At 61.6% G+C, this 14,949-nt stretch carries 14 protein-coding genes and 1 pseudogene; 6 read left to right on the top strand and 9 right to left on the bottom strand.

Features of this window, described 5'->3' with window-relative positions; genetic code table 11:
- Window positions 1–47: 47 nt before the first annotated feature.
- From bioD to bioB, 5 genes are all read right to left on the bottom strand, one after another.
- A complete protein-coding gene (gene bioD, locus HX807_RS13240; protein WP_008434374.1) occupies window positions 48–728 on the bottom strand; it encodes a dethiobiotin synthase in 681 nt (226 codons plus the stop codon).
- The gene (gene bioC / locus HX807_RS13245) at window positions 725–1,534 is read right to left on the bottom strand and encodes a malonyl-ACP O-methyltransferase BioC (RefSeq protein WP_008434372.1); all 810 of its coding nucleotides are present in this window, start codon (window positions 1,532–1,534) and stop codon (window positions 725–727) included. Before bioC ends, bioD begins: the two co-directional genes overlap by 4 nt.
- Window positions 1,527–2,258, bottom strand: coding sequence for an alpha/beta fold hydrolase (locus tag HX807_RS13250; protein WP_177050194.1), 732 nt, complete (start codon window positions 2,256–2,258; stop codon window positions 1,527–1,529). The genes bioC and HX807_RS13250 overlap by 8 nt, the downstream gene beginning before the upstream one ends.
- Window positions 2,251–3,429 (bottom strand): 8-amino-7-oxononanoate synthase, encoded by a 1,179-nt coding sequence (bioF, locus tag HX807_RS13255; protein WP_177050196.1) that lies wholly within the window; start codon window positions 3,427–3,429, stop codon window positions 2,251–2,253. Before bioF ends, HX807_RS13250 begins: the two co-directional genes overlap by 8 nt.
- A 153-nt stretch (window positions 3,430–3,582) precedes the next feature.
- The gene (gene bioB / locus HX807_RS13260) at window positions 3,583–4,638 is read right to left on the bottom strand and encodes a biotin synthase BioB (protein ID WP_003211072.1); all 1,056 of its coding nucleotides are present in this window, start codon (window positions 4,636–4,638) and stop codon (window positions 3,583–3,585) included.
- An 89-nt stretch (window positions 4,639–4,727) separates the two neighbouring features.
- On the opposite strand from bioB, the gene HX807_RS13265 reads away from it, so the two are divergent.
- The 5 genes from HX807_RS13265 to rarD all read left to right on the top strand — a co-directional run bounded on the left by HX807_RS13265 (window position 4,728) and on the right by rarD (window position 10,417).
- Window positions 4,728–5,465, top strand: a complete 738-nt coding sequence (locus HX807_RS13265) for a ComF family protein (protein WP_177050198.1) — start codon at window positions 4,728–4,730, stop codon at window positions 5,463–5,465.
- A gap of 57 nt (window positions 5,466–5,522) precedes the next feature.
- Window positions 5,523–6,287, top strand: a complete 765-nt coding sequence (locus tag HX807_RS13270) for a TOBE domain-containing protein (RefSeq protein WP_102604393.1) — start codon at window positions 5,523–5,525, stop codon at window positions 6,285–6,287.
- Between the two features lie 71 nt (window positions 6,288–6,358).
- Entirely contained in the window at window positions 6,359–8,257 is a 1,899-nt protein-coding gene (locus HX807_RS13275; protein WP_177050200.1) for a PhoX family phosphatase, read from the top strand.
- Window positions 8,258–8,450: 193 nt separating this feature from the next.
- Window positions 8,451–9,425, top strand: a complete 975-nt coding sequence (locus tag HX807_RS13280) for a serine/threonine protein kinase (protein WP_003211077.1) — start codon at window positions 8,451–8,453, stop codon at window positions 9,423–9,425.
- Between the two features lie 107 nt (window positions 9,426–9,532).
- Entirely contained in the window at window positions 9,533–10,417 is an 885-nt protein-coding gene (rarD, locus tag HX807_RS13285) for an EamA family transporter RarD (protein ID WP_177046495.1), read from the top strand.
- A 222-nt stretch (window positions 10,418–10,639) separates the two neighbouring features.
- Here the strand turns inward: rarD and HX807_RS13290 are convergent, their stop codons facing one another.
- Window positions 10,640–11,158, bottom strand: coding sequence for a glycine cleavage system protein R (locus tag HX807_RS13290; protein WP_003211081.1), 519 nt, complete (start codon window positions 11,156–11,158; stop codon window positions 10,640–10,642).
- A 24-nt stretch (window positions 11,159–11,182) separates the two neighbouring features.
- Window positions 11,183–11,269, bottom strand: a pseudogene (locus HX807_RS31660) (outer membrane lipoprotein carrier protein LolA); the annotation flags it as partial.
- A 373-nt stretch (window positions 11,270–11,642) separates the two neighbouring features.
- Between HX807_RS31660 and HX807_RS13295 the strand changes: the two are divergent.
- Window positions 11,643–13,820: a malate synthase G gene (locus HX807_RS13295; protein WP_177050202.1), complete on the top strand. Its 2,178-nt coding sequence runs from the start codon at window positions 11,643–11,645 to the stop codon at window positions 13,818–13,820.
- Window positions 13,821–13,864: 44 nt separating this feature from the next.
- On the opposite strand, the gene HX807_RS13300 is transcribed toward HX807_RS13295, so the two are convergent.
- Both HX807_RS13300 and HX807_RS13305 read right to left on the bottom strand, forming a co-directional pair.
- Window positions 13,865–14,293 carry a hypothetical protein gene (locus tag HX807_RS13300; RefSeq protein WP_177020648.1) on the bottom strand — a complete coding sequence of 143 codons (429 nt, stop codon included), beginning with the start codon at window positions 14,291–14,293 and terminating at the stop codon, window positions 13,865–13,867.
- A 134-nt stretch (window positions 14,294–14,427) separates the two neighbouring features.
- Complete coding sequence (locus tag HX807_RS13305) at window positions 14,428–14,874, bottom strand: response regulator (RefSeq protein ID WP_003211086.1); 447 nt, start codon at window positions 14,872–14,874, stop codon at window positions 14,428–14,430.
- Between the last annotated feature and the right edge of the window lie 75 nt (window positions 14,875–14,949).

Consider the following 14,949-nt stretch of genomic DNA (forward strand, 5'->3'; position numbering starts at 1 on the left):
CGCCCGTCAAAAACACTAATGGCATAATGCCTTCGCGATAGGCAAAACTAGTCAAGCAGGTCCAGTTGCAAGTACGCGGCGACCGCTTCGGCGCTGGGATGCTTGAGCTTGGGCACCCTTCCCAGGCATGGCGCGGGGAGTCGTTCAGCCAGGGTCGCGAGGTTTTCTTCCAGACGAGAGGTCTTGGGGTCGATGATATTGGCCACCCAGCCCGCCAGCGGCAACCCGTCCCGGGCGATGGCCTCTGCGGTCAGCAACGCGTGGCTGATACACCCCAGCCGTACACCCACCACCAGGATCACCGGCAGCTTCAGCGCCTGGGCCAGGTCCGACAAATTGTCCTGGTCCGCCAATGGCACACGCCAGCCGCCCGCACCTTCGATCAAGGTGAAGTCCGCCTGCTTGGCGAGAACGTGCTGCATGGGTTTCAACAACGACTGCACCGTCAGCGCCACGCCGGCTTCACGGGCCGCCAGATGCGGCGCGATGGCCGGCTCGAAGGCCACCGGGTTGACCTCGGCATAACTCAACGGCAACGAACACTCGGCCAGCAACGCCAGGGCGTCCGAATTGCGCAGGCCCTTGGGCGTCAGCTGGCACCCAGAGGCTACCGGCTTGCCCGCCGCCGTACTTTTGCCGGCTTGCCGCGCGGCATGCAGCAGGCCGGCAGCGACGGTGGTCTTGCCGACGTCGGTGTCGGTCCCCGTGATGAAGTAAGCGGCATTCATAGAGGTTTCTCCAGGACGGCGTACACCACTTGATAAGTTGCCGGCAGGCCCTGGGCCTGGCGGAACTGCTCGTAGGCTTGCACCAGTGCAACAATCCGCGCCCGGCCCGTCAACCCTCCTGGGCGCCCCGGGTTCAGATTGTGCGCACCCAACGCTTTCAGTTCGTGGGTCAGGCTGCGCACGTCGGGGTAATGCAACACGTGGGGACACTGCTCCAGGCCGCGCACCCGCAAACCACTGGCTGCGCACAGTTGCTCATAAGCACTGAACGGCCGGAAGCGGTTCACATGAACCATGCCATCCGCTGCGCGCCAGCTTTCGCGCAACTCATCCAGCGTACCCACGCAGAGGCTGGCAAACGCCAGCACGCCACCGGGCTGCAATACGCGCCGCGCTTCGCTGAGCACTGCGGCAAAATCCGAACACCACTGCACTGCCAAACTGGAGTAGATCAGCCCGCAACTCGCGTCCTGCAAGGGCAAGCGCTCGGCATCGCCAGCGATGAAATGTTGTGCACCGCCCAGCGGCCGGGCGTGTTTGAGCATGCCCTCGGCGATATCCAGGGCCAAACCCTGGCTACCCGCAAATGACTGGCCCAGCACACGACTGAAATAGCCCGTGCCACTGCCCAGGTCCAGCCAGCGTTGTGGAGAAAGACCTTCGGGCAAACGCCGCAGCAGCTCGCTGCCCACCGCACGCTGCAACTCGGCAACGCTGTCGTAACTGGCGGCTGCGCGGGAAAAGGAGGCCGCTACCTGGCGCTTGTCTGGCAAGCCGCCGGGCAACACATGGGACAAATCAGTCATCACCGCACTCATGCAAAAAAGCCTGGATGGCCCCCGCCACACCGTGGGGGTCCTCCAGTAGAAAAGCGTGACCGGCCTGTTCAATCAGGCCGATTTCAACATCAGGCAACAAGGCGAACAACTCACCGGCCACTTCAGCCGGAACCAGCCCGTCCAGCCCGGCAAACAGATGCAACTGCGGCCCTTGAAAGTCGACCAACGCCTGGCGGGTGTCCAATCGGCCCAACAGCTCCAGACCACTGAGCAAGGTCTGCGCGGAGGTTTTAGGGGCACCCGCCAGCAATAGCCGAGCAAGTGATCGGGGATCGCTGGAGCCCCGGGCGCAAAGCAGACTGAAGCGTTTTAACGTCGCAACCGGATCAAGGCGGCAACCGTTAAGAAACGCAATAAAATCCTCTTCGTGCATGCCATGGTCCCAGCGGGGCCAGGCCACGAAGCTTGCGTTGCTGGCAAAGGTGAGCAAACCGCAACAATGATCACCGCGCCGCGCGGCCAACTCGGCAGCAAGCATGCCGCCGAGGGACCAACCACCCAGCCAGACGTCTTGGGGCAAGGTCGAATCCAGCTCATCGAGCCACTCTTGAAGGTCGTCCGACTCCACGTCCGGCAACGGTTCGATCTGCACCTGCAAGTGTTCATCCAGCCCCTGCAACGCCGCCGCCAGCGGTTCCAGCGGCGAAACGCCGAGGCCCCAGCCAGGCAGCAGTATCAGTCGATCACGCATGGTCGGGCTCCTGGCCTAACAAGCAGAAACACTCTTCCAATGCGCTTAACAATAGCTGCACCTGGGCTTCACTGTGGGCCGCCGTGAGAGTCACCCGCAGACGGGCACTGCCGGCGGGCACGGTCGGTGGGCGGATCGCGGTGACCATCAGCCCGCGCTCGCGCAGCATCTGCGACAAACGCACGGCGCGGGCACTGTCGCCAATCATGATCGGCTGGATCGGCGTGAAACTGTCCATCAGTTCCAGGCCAATCTGCTCTGCGCCCTGGCGGAACTGGCGGATCAGCCCATTGAGATGCTCCCGCCGCCAATGCTCGGTGCGCAGCAGTTCCAGGCTTTTCAGCGTGGCGCAGGCCAATGCCGGCGGTTGGCTGGTGGTGTAGATATACGGGCGGGCGAACTGGATCAGGCTCTCGATCAGCTCTTCGCTGCCCGCCACAAAGGCGCCAGCGGTACCGAAGGCCTTGCCGAGCGTGCCGACCAGCACCGGCACATCTTCCTGGCTCAAGCCAAAATGCTCGACGATCCCACCACCGTTGGCGCCCAAAGGCCCGAAGCCATGGGCGTCATCCACCATCAACCATGCGCCCCTGGCCCGGGTTTCACGGGCCAGCGCCGGCAAGTCGGCCAGGTCACCGTCCATGCTGAACACGCCGTCGGTCACCACCAGCGTATTGCCGGTGGCTTTCTCCAGGCGCTTGGCCAGGCTTTCAGCATCGTTGTGCAGGTAACGATTGAAGCGCGCACCCGAGAGCAAACCGGCATCCAGCAACGAGGCGTGGTTAAGGCGGTCTTCCAGCACCGTATCGCCCTGCCCCACCAGCGCGGTGACGGCGCCAAGGTTGGCCATGTAACCGGTGGTGAACAGCAGCGCCCGCGGGCGACCAGTGAGGTCGGCCAGGGCCTCTTCCAGTTCATGGTGCGGCGTGCTGTGGCCGATCACCAGATGCGAAGCGCCGCCACCCACGCCCCAGCGAGCCGCGCCCGCGCGCCAGGCTTCAATCACTTGCGGGTGATTGGCCAGGCCCAGGTAATCGTTGTTGCAGAACGCCAGCAACGGCTGGCCGTCGACCACCACGTCAGGGCCTTGCGGGCTCTGCAGCAGTGGACGTTGGCGATACAGGTGTTCGGCACGACGAGCCGCAAGACGCGCGGCGAGATCGAAAGACATGAGACCTCGGTAGATCAGGTTGAACGCAGTCAAAAATGTGGGAGCGGGCTTGCTCGCGAAAGCAGTGGATCAGTCAGCTTATGTATTGGCTGACACACCGCCTTCGCGAGCAAGCCCGCTCCCACATTTGGATGGCATTCCAAAATGGACTTATCAAACAGCCGCGTTATAGAACTGCTCGCTACTCTTCTGCTCCACCAGCGCCTGCTCGATCGCCGCCTGGTGCACTTCATCGGCGTGCTCTTCACGAGCTTCCGGCAAGATGCCCAGGCGCGAGAACAGTTGCATGTCCTTGTCCGCCTGCGGGTTGGCAGTGGTCAGCAGCTTGTCGCCGTAGAAAATCGAGTTGGCGCCAGCAAAGAATGCCAGGGCCTGCATCTGCTCGTTCATCGCCTCACGCCCGGCCGACAGCCGCACATGGGACTGCGGCATCAGGATGCGCGCCACCGCCAGCATGCGGATGAAGTCGAACGGGTCGATGTCGTCGGCGTTTTCCAGCGGCGTGCCGGCAACTTTCACCAGCATGTTGATCGGCACCGATTCCGGATGCTCCGGCAGGTTGGCCAACTGGATCAGCAGGTTGGCGCGATCGTCCAGGGACTCGCCCATGCCGAGGATGCCGCCGGAGCAGATCTTCATCCCCGAATCACGCACGTACGCCAGGGTTTGCAGGCGCTCGCCGTAGGTGCGGGTGGTGATGATCGAACCGTAGAACTCCGGCGACGTGTCGAGGTTGTGGTTGTAGTAATCGAGGCCGGCCTGGGCCAGGGCTTCGGTCTGGTCCTGGTCGAGACGGCCGAGGGTCATGCAGGTTTCCAGGCCCATAGCTTTCACGCCTTTGACCATCTCCAGCACGTAGGGCATGTCTTTGGCTGACGGATGCTTCCAGGCGGCGCCCATGCAGAAACGGGTCGAACCGATGGCCTTGGCGCGAGCGGCCTCTTCGAGGACCTTCTGCACTTCCATCAGCTTCTCTTTTTCCAGGCCCGTGTTGTAGTGGCCCGACTGCGGACAATATTTGCAATCTTCCGGGCAGGCGCCGGTCTTGATCGACAGCAGCGTGGAAACTTGGACGCGGTTAGCGTCGAAATGCGCGCGGTGCACGGTCTGCGCCTGGAACAACAGGTCGTTGAAGGGCTGTACGAACAGCGCTTTGACTTCGGCTAAAGACCAATCGTGACGCAGGTTGGCAGTGATGCTGGCGCTCATGGGCGATTCCTTGATTATGCTTTGGCAAGCCCTGTGGGAGTAATACCCACAGGTACGACACGGATGCTCGGCATATTTAAGGAAGATTCATGCACTGTCAACTTGAGAACAAACACGAGGTTTACATCTGGTTAAAAAGCGACCAACCCTGTTTAGTTTGCGATGAAAGCAGCGGAACGGCCGATCCCGTCTGCAGCGCCTGCGAAACCGAGCTGCCCTGGCTGATGGAACATTGCGAGGTGTGCGCACTGCCGTTGCCGGCGACTGGCCTGGTGTGCGGCCAGTGCTTGAAGCAACCTGCGGCGTTCAAGCAGGTTGTCGCGCCGTGGACCTACAGCTTCCCCATCGACAGCCTGATCAGCCGTTTCAAGCATCAGGCCCGCTGGCCGCTGGGGCATCTGCTTGCGCACCTGTTGGGACAATTCCTGCAACACCGCTATGAAGATGCCGCGCTGGCTCGCCCCGACTGCCTGCTGCCCGTGCCCCTGGCCCGCAAACGCCTGCGGGAACGGGGCTTCAACCAGGCGGCAATGCTCGCCCGCTGGCTGAGTGAGGACTTGAACATCCCCTGGGATGAGCACCTGCTGTCACGGCCGCGTGAAACCGTGGCGCAGCAAGACCTCGACGCCAGGACCCGCAAGCGTAACCTGCACCAGGCCTTCGCCCTGGCCGACGGCGCGCAAGTCAAAGGCCGGCACTTGGCGCTGATCGACGACGTACTGACCACCGGCGCCACCGCCAGCAGTCTCGCCCGCCTGTTGATGGATGCCGGCGCCCGACAGGTGGATGTGTATTGCCTGGCACGGACGCCCAAGCCCGGCACATGACTTGACTCGCGGGCGTCCTGCCCGCAACGTCAGCCCATTCCATCGAAGCGTGTAACCATGTCCCTGCCAACCCTCTTGAGCCAACACATCGTCCGTCGCCCGCAGCGCATTGCACTGCTGCAACATATTGCCGAACAAGGCTCCATCACCCGCGCCGCAAAGAGTGCGGGGCTGAGCTACAAGGCGGCCTGGGACGCCATCGACGAACTGAACAACCTGGCGCAAAAGCCGCTGGTGGAACGCAGCGTTGGCGGCAAGGGCGGTGGCGGCGCCAGGTTGACGGCCGAGGGTGAGCGGGTATTACGCCTTTACCAACGCCTGCAGGTGTTGCAAGCCCAGGTGCTGGATTGCGCCGAAGACGCCAGCGACTTCAACCTGCTGGGCCGCCTGATGCTGCGCACCAGCGCACGTAACCAGTTGCACGGCCGGGTGATCGCCATCGACAGCCACGGCCGCAATGACCTGATTCGCCTGGAGCTGGCAGCCGGGCTGCGCCTGGATGCGCAGATCACCCACGACAGTACCTTGCGCCTGGAGCTGGAGATCGGCACCGAAGTCGTCGCCCTGATCAAGGCCGGCTGGCTTGAAGTACTGGCCGTCACGCAGGCAGCAACACCTGGACACAATTGCCTGGAAGGAAAAATCGAGGCCATTCTCGATGCCGAAGATGGCCCCAGCGAGGTGCGGATCACCTTGCCCAACGGCCAGGTTCTCTGCGCCCTGGCCCGGCCCGAGGCGCTTGCACAGATTAATGCCGCCGAAGGCCTGCAAGTGAAGGTGCAGTTCTCCCCCAGTAACGTGCTGCTGGGCACTCCGGTGTAGCGCTTCAAACTGCAACAATTTCGTCACGACTGCTCCCTAAGGTGGCTGCAAAAACCCGCAGGGAGCCTGAAATGAGCCTATTAGAAGAAAACCAAACCACCGACCTGGAACAGATGGTCGGCCTCACCCGCCGGCGTTTTATCGGTGCCGGCGCCCTGTGCGGTGCCGCGATGTTCCTCGGCGGCAACCTGCTGACCCGCAGTGCCCTGGCGGTCAACGCCGCGTCGAACAGCCCATTGCTGGGTTTCACCAGCATCGCCGCAGCCACCAGCGACACCATCACCCTGCCGCCCGGCTACAGCGCTTCGGTACTGATCAGTTGGGGCCAGCCGCTGCACAAGAACGCGCCGGCCTTCGACCCCAGCGGCAACGGCACCGCCAAGGCCCAGGAACAGCAGTTCGGCGACAACAACGACGGCATGAGCCTGTTCGCCTTCCCCGGTGACGACAACCGCGCGCTGATGGCGATCAACAACGAATACACCAACTACCGCTACCTCTACGCCCACGGCGGCGCGCCGCAATCGGCCGAAGACGTGCGCAAGGCGTTGGCCAGCGAAGGCGTGTCGGTGATCGAAGTACGGCGCAAAGGCGACACCTGGCAGTTCGTCCAGGACTCGCGCTACAACCGGCGCATCCACGGCAACTCGCCAATCCGCTTCGGCGGCCCTGCGGCGGGCCATGCCTGGCTGAAAACCAGCGCCGACAAAACCGGCAAAAAAGTCCTCGGCACCTTCCAGAACTGTGCCAACGGCAAGACCCCGTGGGGCACGTATCTCACCTGCGAAGAGAACTTCACCGACTGCTTCGGCAGCAGCAACCCGCAACAGACCTTCGACGCCGGGCAGAAACGCTATGGCGTGGTCGCCGCGAGCAAAGACATCAACTGGCACCCCCACGACCCGCGCTTCGACATGGCCAAGAATCCCAACGAACTCAACCGCCATGGCTGGGTAGTGGAAATCGACCCGTTCGACCCGCAATCCACACCGGTCAAGCGCACCGCCCTCGGCCGCTTCAAGCATGAAAATGCTGCGCTGGCGGAAACCCGCGACGGCCGCGCCGTGGTGTACATGGGCGACGACGAGCGCGGCGAGTTCATCTACAAGTTCATCAGCCGCGACAAGATCAATCACAAGAATCCCAAGGCCAACAAGGACCTGCTGGACCACGGCACCTTGTATGTGGCGATTTTCGACGCGGGCGACGGCAATGCCGACCATCCCAAGGGCCAGGGCCAATGGGTCGAACTGACCTACGGCAAGAACGGCATCGACGCCAACAGCGGTTTTGCCAGCCAGGCCGAAGTGCTGATCCACGCGCGCCTGGCCGCCAGCGTGGTGAAAGCCACCCGCATGGACCGCCCGGAATGGATCGTGGTCAGCCCCACCGACGGCCAGGTGTATTGCACCCTGACCAACAACGCCAAGCGCGGCGAAGACGGCCAGCCGGCGGGCGGCCCGAACCCGCGGGAGAAAAACGTCTACGGGCAGATCCTGCGCTGGAAGGCCAATGCCAACGACCATGGCGCGCCGGACTTCAGCTGGGATTTGTTCGTGGTGGCCGGCAACCCGACCGTGCATGCCGGCACGCCAAAAGGCGGCTCGTCCAACATCAACCCGCAGAACATGTTCAACAGTCCCGACGGCCTGGGCTTCGACAAGGCCGGGCGGTTGTGGATCCTCACCGATGGCGACTACAGCAACGGCGGCGACTTTGCCGGGATGGGTAATAACCAGATGCTGTGTGCCGACCCGTCGACCGGTGAAATTCGGCGGTTCATGGTGGGGCCGGTGGCCTGTGAAGTGACCGGGATCAGCTTCTCGCCGGACCAGAAAACCCTGTTTGTGGGGATTCAGCATCCGGGGGAAACCGGTGGTTCGACCTGGCCGGAGCATCTGCCAAATGGCAAGCCACGGTCCTCGGTGATGGCGATTCGTCGGGATGATGGCGGGATCGTCGGCGCCTGATAAGGCCTCTTCGCGAGCAAGCCCGCTCCCACACTTGACCGCATTCCAAAGCCAGGACTCGGTTTAATGTGGGAGCGGCGGTGCGACGATTCGACTTGCTCGCGAAGGCGTCAGAACAGTCACCACCTATCTCGACCCCGGTGCGTTACCATACCCGGCCGGACGCGGCGCCCTGCTGCGCGCAGGAGTTCGCATGGCACACCCGTTTGAAACACTGACCCCTGACCTGGTGCTCGACGCAGTCGAAAGCATCGGTTTCCTCAGCGACGCCCGCATCCTCGCGCTCAACAGCTACGAAAACCGTGTCTACCAGGTCGGCATCGAAGACTCCGAGCCCTTGATCGCCAAGTTCTATCGGCCGCAACGCTGGACCAACGAAGCGATCCTCGAAGAACACAGCTTCACCTTCGAACTGGCCGAGTGCGAAGTGCCGGTGGTGGCGCCGATGATTCACAACGGTGAAAGCCTGTTCGAGCACGCGGGTTTCCGCTTCACCCTGTTCCCGCGCCGTGGCGGACGCGCACCGGAGCCGGGCAACCTCGACCAGTTGTATCGCCTCGGCCAATTGCTCGGCCGCCTGCATGCGGTCGGTTCCACCCGCCCCTTCGAACACCGCGAAGCCCTGGGCGTGAAGAATTTCGGTCACGATTCCCTGAACACCCTGCTGGAAGGCAACTTCATTCCTCGCAGCCTGCTGCCAGCCTACGAGTCCGTGGCCCGCGACCTGCTCAAGCGTGTGGAGGAGGTCTACAAGGCCACGCCCCACAAGAACATCCGCATGCACGGCGATTGCCACCCCGGCAACATGATGTGCCGCGACGAGATGTTCCACATCGTCGACCTCGATGACTGCCGCATGGGCCCCGCCGTTCAGGACCTGTGGATGATGCTCGCCGGTGATCGTCAGGAATGCCTGGGGCAACTGTCGGAATTGATGGACGGCTACCAGGAATTCCACGACTTCGACCCGCGCGAACTGGCCCTGATCGAACCCCTGCGTGCCCTGCGCCTGATGCACTACAGCGCCTGGCTTGCACGGCGCTGGGACGACCCGGCGTTCCCCCACAGCTTTCCCTGGTTTGGCAGCGAACGTTACTGGGGCGACCAGGTGCTGGCGTTGCGCGAGCAGTTGTCGGCGCTCAATGAAGAACCGTTGAAGCTGTTCTGATCCCTACCGTCTGGGCCCTGACCTTGGGCCCTACACTTTCAACACACATCCCCTGACAAATATCCTTACAATCGCGGCTTTGTTAGCTGCCTAAGCAAGGATTCTGCATGCAAGCCGCCAACCCCCGTCGCGGGTACATATTGGGCCTGAGCGCCTACGTCATCTGGGGCCTGTTCCCGCTCTACTTCAAGGCCATCGCCAGCGTTCCCGCCGCAGAAATCATCGTCAACCGCGTGCTGTGGTCGGCGCTGTTCGGCAGTGTGCTGTTGATGGTCTGGAAACACCCCGGCTGGTTTCGCGAACTGCGGGACAACCCCAGGCGCCTGGCGATCCTGGCCCTGAGCGGCACCTTGATCGCAGCCAACTGGCTGACCTATGTGTGGTCGGTGAACAGTGGCCGCATGCTGGAGGCCAGCCTGGGTTACTACATCAACCCGCTGGTGAACGTGCTGCTGGGCATGGTGATCCTCGGCGAGCGCCTGCGCCGCCTGCAATGGGTGGCCGTGGGCCTGGCAGCGGTAGGTGTGGCGCAACAGGTATGGCAAGTCGGCAGCCTGCCGTGGGTATCCCTGGTCCTGGCGGCGACCTTTGGTTTCTACGGGTTGATCCGCAAGCAGGCGCCGGTCAAGGCATTGCCCGGGCTGGTGGTGGAAACCTGGATGCTGGTGCCGATTGCCATCGCATGGTTGCTGTTCAACCCCTCGGCCCACAGCGCACAGATGGAATTCTGGAGCACTTCCGAAGCGTGGTGGCTGGTGGCCGCAGGCCCGGTGACGCTGATCCCGCTGGTGTGTTTCAACGCCGCCGCACGGCATTTGCCCTACACCGCCCTGGGCTTCCTGCAATACGTGGCGCCCACCCTGGTGCTGCTGGAAGCCGTGCTGTTGTTCAACGAACACCTGGCACCCGCCACGCTGATCGCTTTCTGCTTTATCTGGGCCGGCCTGGTGGTTTACAGCATCGACGCCTGGATGACTGTGCGGAAAAACTGATCAAATAACGTACAAACCTCTGCAAGCCACAGCCGGTGTGGCTTGCAGGCATTCACCCCAAGGTTATCCACAGCCTGGTCCCCGGCGTTTGTGCACAAGCCCTTGAAACTGTTCGTTTTTTAGCCAGCTGGCGAAGAGCCACGGCCCGCCTGGGCCGGACGCGGGTCTCTACAGGTTATCCACAGGCCCATGCAAGATTTCCATGCATAACCTTGTGGGCAACTATTCCTCGCTGCGTAGTTCCAGTTCCACCATCAAGTCGTCGGCCAGGGTTTCCAGCGCCGCCTGCAAGGTTTCCAGCGGCAGCGTCAACGGCACCGCCAGCAAGGCTTCGGCGTGGAACAGCAGGTCGCTGCTCATGGGCGCCGGGCGCACGTCGGTGATCAAGCGCTCCAGGTTGACACCCTGCTTGCTGAGCAGCGCGGTGATGTCGCGAACAATCCCCGGCCGGTCGTTACCGACCAGTTCCATCGCGATGGGTTGCGACTCGCTGGGGGCGAGCGAACTGCTTTCGCCCAGCAGCACGCGAATGCCGTGGGTGGACAAGTCTTCCAGCGCGCCAATCAAGTCCAGCCGATTTTCCGCCGGCACGCTCACCCGCAAAATCCCGGCAAACTGCCCGGCCATGTGCGCCATGCGGCTTTCCAGCCAGTTGCCGCCATGGGCGGCGATGCATTGGGCGATGCGTTCGACCACACCGGGTTTGTCCGGGGCGATGACAGTCAGTACGAGATGGTCCATGGTGTCGTCCTCTTCTTATGATTCTGTAGGAGCGAGCTTGCTCGCGAAGAACGTGAGAGCACCGTTGGGTGTCAGGCATCCCGCGTTATCGTTAACGATCTTCGCGAGCAAGCTCGCTCCTACAAGGTGGACGCAGGCGCCCGCGAAAACAAATCGTGTACCATTTTTATATTTATATGGAACAATCCAATAGTTTTTTGAGAACATCCCGTACCCCACTGTGACCGTACGACCAAAGTGGGTCGCTAAACGACGTATTTAGTCTAATTTTCACAACCGCAACTCATCATGTAGTATGCCCAATCGCGCACTACATAACGTTAGGTCGATGTCTGCCAAGGCAACCACGCACCGCGACGCAGCCCGCCCAGCCGCCTTCTACGGCATGTACTGGTGCAGCGTGTTCACGGTTTACATGGCCAGAGGCTTCATTGGTAAATTGAAAAGCTGAAAAGCGCATAAGCTCCGCAGAGTGAGGCAAGCAATGACTGAACACGTTCAAGTCGGTGGCCTGCAGGTCGCCAAAGTCCTGTTCGACTTCGTGAACAACGAAGCCATTCCTGGTACCGGCATTACCGCCGACCAGTTCTGGGCCGGTGCCGACAAGGTCATCCACGACCTGGCGCCGAAGAACAAAGCCCTACTCGCCAAACGCGACGATTTTCAAGTGCGGATCGACACCTGGCACCAGGCACACGCCGGCCAGGCACACGACGCCGTGGCCTACAAAGCCTTCCTTCAAGATATCGGATACCTGCTGCCAGAAGCCGCGGATTTCCAGGCCTCGACCCAAAACGTCGATGAAGAAATTGCCCACATGGCCGGCCCGCAGCTGGTAGTGCCGGTGATGAACGCCCGTTTCGCCCTCAACGCCTCGAATGCGCGCTGGGGTTCGCTGTATGACGCGCTCTATGGCACCGATGCCATCAGCGAAGCCGACGGCGCCGAGAAAGGCAAAGGCTACAACAAGGTGCGTGGCGACAAGGTCATCGCCTTCGCCCGCGCCTTCCTCGACGAAGCCGCACCACTGGCTGCCGGCAGCCATGTGGATTCCACCGGCTACAAGATCGTCGACGGCAAGCTCGTGGTCAGCCTCAAGGGCGGCAGCAACAGCGGCCTGCGCAGCGATGCCCAGTTGATCGGCTACCAGGGCGACGCAGCCAAGCCGACTGCCATCCTGCTGAAGCACAACGGCCTGCACTTCGAAATCCAGGTCGACGCCAGCACCCCGGTCGGCCAGACCGACGCCGCCGGCGTAAAAGACGTGCTGATGGAAGCCGCCCTGACCACCATCATGGACTGCGAAGACTCCGTCGCCGCCGTCGATGCCGATGACAAGGTGGTGATCTACCGCAACTGGCTCGGCCTGATGAAGGGCGACCTGTCGGAAGAAGTCGCCAAGGGTGGCAAGACCTTTACCCGCACCATGAACGCCGACCGCGTCTACACCGGTGCCGACGGCAAGGAAGTGACCCTGCACGGTCGTTCGCTGCTGTTCGTGCGTAACGTTGGCCACTTGATGACCATCGACGCGATCCTCGACAAGGATGGCAACGAAGTGCCGGAAGGCATTCTCGACGGCCTGCTCACCAGCCTGTCGGCGATCCACAGCCTTAACGGCAACACCAGCCGCAAGAACAGCCGCACCGGTTCGGTCTACATCGTTAAACCGAAAATGCATGGCCCGGAAGAAGCCGCGTTCACCAACGAGCTGTTCGGTCGCATCGAAGACGTGCTGAAGCTGCCGCGCAACACCCTCAAAGTCGGGATCATGGACGAGGAGCGCCGTACCACGGTCAACCTCAAGGCCTGCATCAAGGCCGCCAGCGAGCGCGTGGTGTTTATCAACACCGGCTTCCTCGACCGTACCGGCGACGAGATCCACACCTCCATGGAAGCCGGCGCGATGGTGCGCAAGGCCGCCATGAAGGCCGAGAAGTGGATCGGCGCCTACGAAAACTGGAACGTGGACATCGGTTTGAGCACCGGCCTGCAAGGCCGCGCACAAATCGGTAAAGGCATGTGGGCGATGCCCGACCTGATGGCCGCCATGCTGGAGCAGAAGATTGCTCACCCGCTGGCCGGCGCCAACACGGCGTGGGTTCCTTCGCCGACGGCGGCTGCGCTGCATGCGCTGCACTACCACAAGGTTGACGTGTTCGCCCGCCAGGCCGAACTGGCCAAGCGCGAACGTGCTTCGGTAGACGATATCCTGACCATTCCCCTGGCCCAGAATACCGATTGGTCCGAGGAAGAAATCCGCAACGAGCTGGACAACAACGCCCAGGGCATCCTCGGTTACGTGGTGCGCTGGATCGACCAGGGCGTGGGTTGCTCGAAAGTCCCGGACATCAACGACGTCGGCCTGATGGAAGACCGCGCCACCCTGCGTATCTCCAGCCAGCACATTGCCAACTGGTTGCGCCACGGCATCGTCAATGAAGCCCAGGTGATGGAAAGCCTCAAGCGCATGGCGCCGGTGGTGGACCGTCAGAACGCCGGGGATGCGCTGTATCGCCCGCTGGCTCCGGATTTCGACAGCAACATCGCGTTCCAGGCAGCGGTGGAGTTGGTGATTGAAGGGACCAAGCAACCGAACGGCTATACCGAGCCGGTGTTGCACCGTCGGCGTCGGGAGTTCAAGGCTAAAAACGGCCTGTAAATAAAAAAGCCCTGGTCGAGAGATCAGGGCTTTTTTGCAGCGGTTTAAGAAGAACTGAGTTTATAACCGCCATTGAGAACGACCGTATTACCGTCCGACTCGAACCGCACATTCAAAAAGTTACCCTTGTGCGTGAAAGCGGTACCGGTCGGGGGGCGTTCAACTTCAAGAAAGATCTTCCCTTCAGTAGGTCCGAAATAATCCTTACCGTCCGGCGCCCGGTAAGTCACGCGCCTGCCCCTTGCCTCGAATTCATGAAGGCCGTTCGGCACATCGTGCCCATAATCCAGGTCAATACGCTCTTGACCTGCCCCAAGCACCGCTGTCCATGACAGGAACCCGAGGACTTCCTTGGTGCTGAAAAACCGAAACTTGCCGGGAGCAAGCACAAGAACAAAAGCATCCCCGGATAGTGCCCTCACCCTTGCGTCCTGCAAGGCCTCATCTTCAACTCGAAAAAGTTTGGTGCTCATAGCGAACTCCTGTTCATGGCTTTATGAGGCGCTGATCGACGATCAGCACACCCCAAACCAGTAAACAGACGCTCTCAAGCTATTCCTACTGTCAGAATTGACAGTTCTTCGCGATATCAGACCAATGGCACTGTCTAGGACGCCATCCCCAACTCCCGCTTCACCATCTTCGCCAGCTTCACGCTATCAATCGGCTTGAGCAAAAAGTCCACCACGCTCAAGTGCATCGCATCAATCACATCCGGCGCTTCGGCGTCACCCGACATGATGATGATCGGCAGCGCCGCCCGGGTGGATTCGCGCACCTGGCGAATCAATTGCAGCCCGTTGCTCGGCGTCATGCGCAGGTCGGTGATCAGCAAGCCGATGGAGCTGCTGGAACTCAACAAGTCCCATGCAGCCTCGCCGCTGTCGGCGGTCATGCAACGAATGCCGTCCAGGCCAAGAATTTCTGCCAACAGTTCGCGCGCGTCCTTGTCGTCATCCACGATCAAAACCCGTTGTGGCGGCAAATCCGGCTCCTGCATAACAGCACTCAGGGCCTCGCGCTCGGCATCACTCAAAATATCGTGGTCGGACATACGTTTCTCGGCAGTTCTATTCAATCTCCCAGCACAGAAGTCAGACATCGCCGGAAGGGCGAACAATGTGCACTT

This window comes from Pseudomonas sp. D8002, assembly GCF_013385695.1.
Taxonomy (GTDB): Bacteria; Pseudomonadota; Gammaproteobacteria; order Pseudomonadales; family Pseudomonadaceae; genus Aquipseudomonas.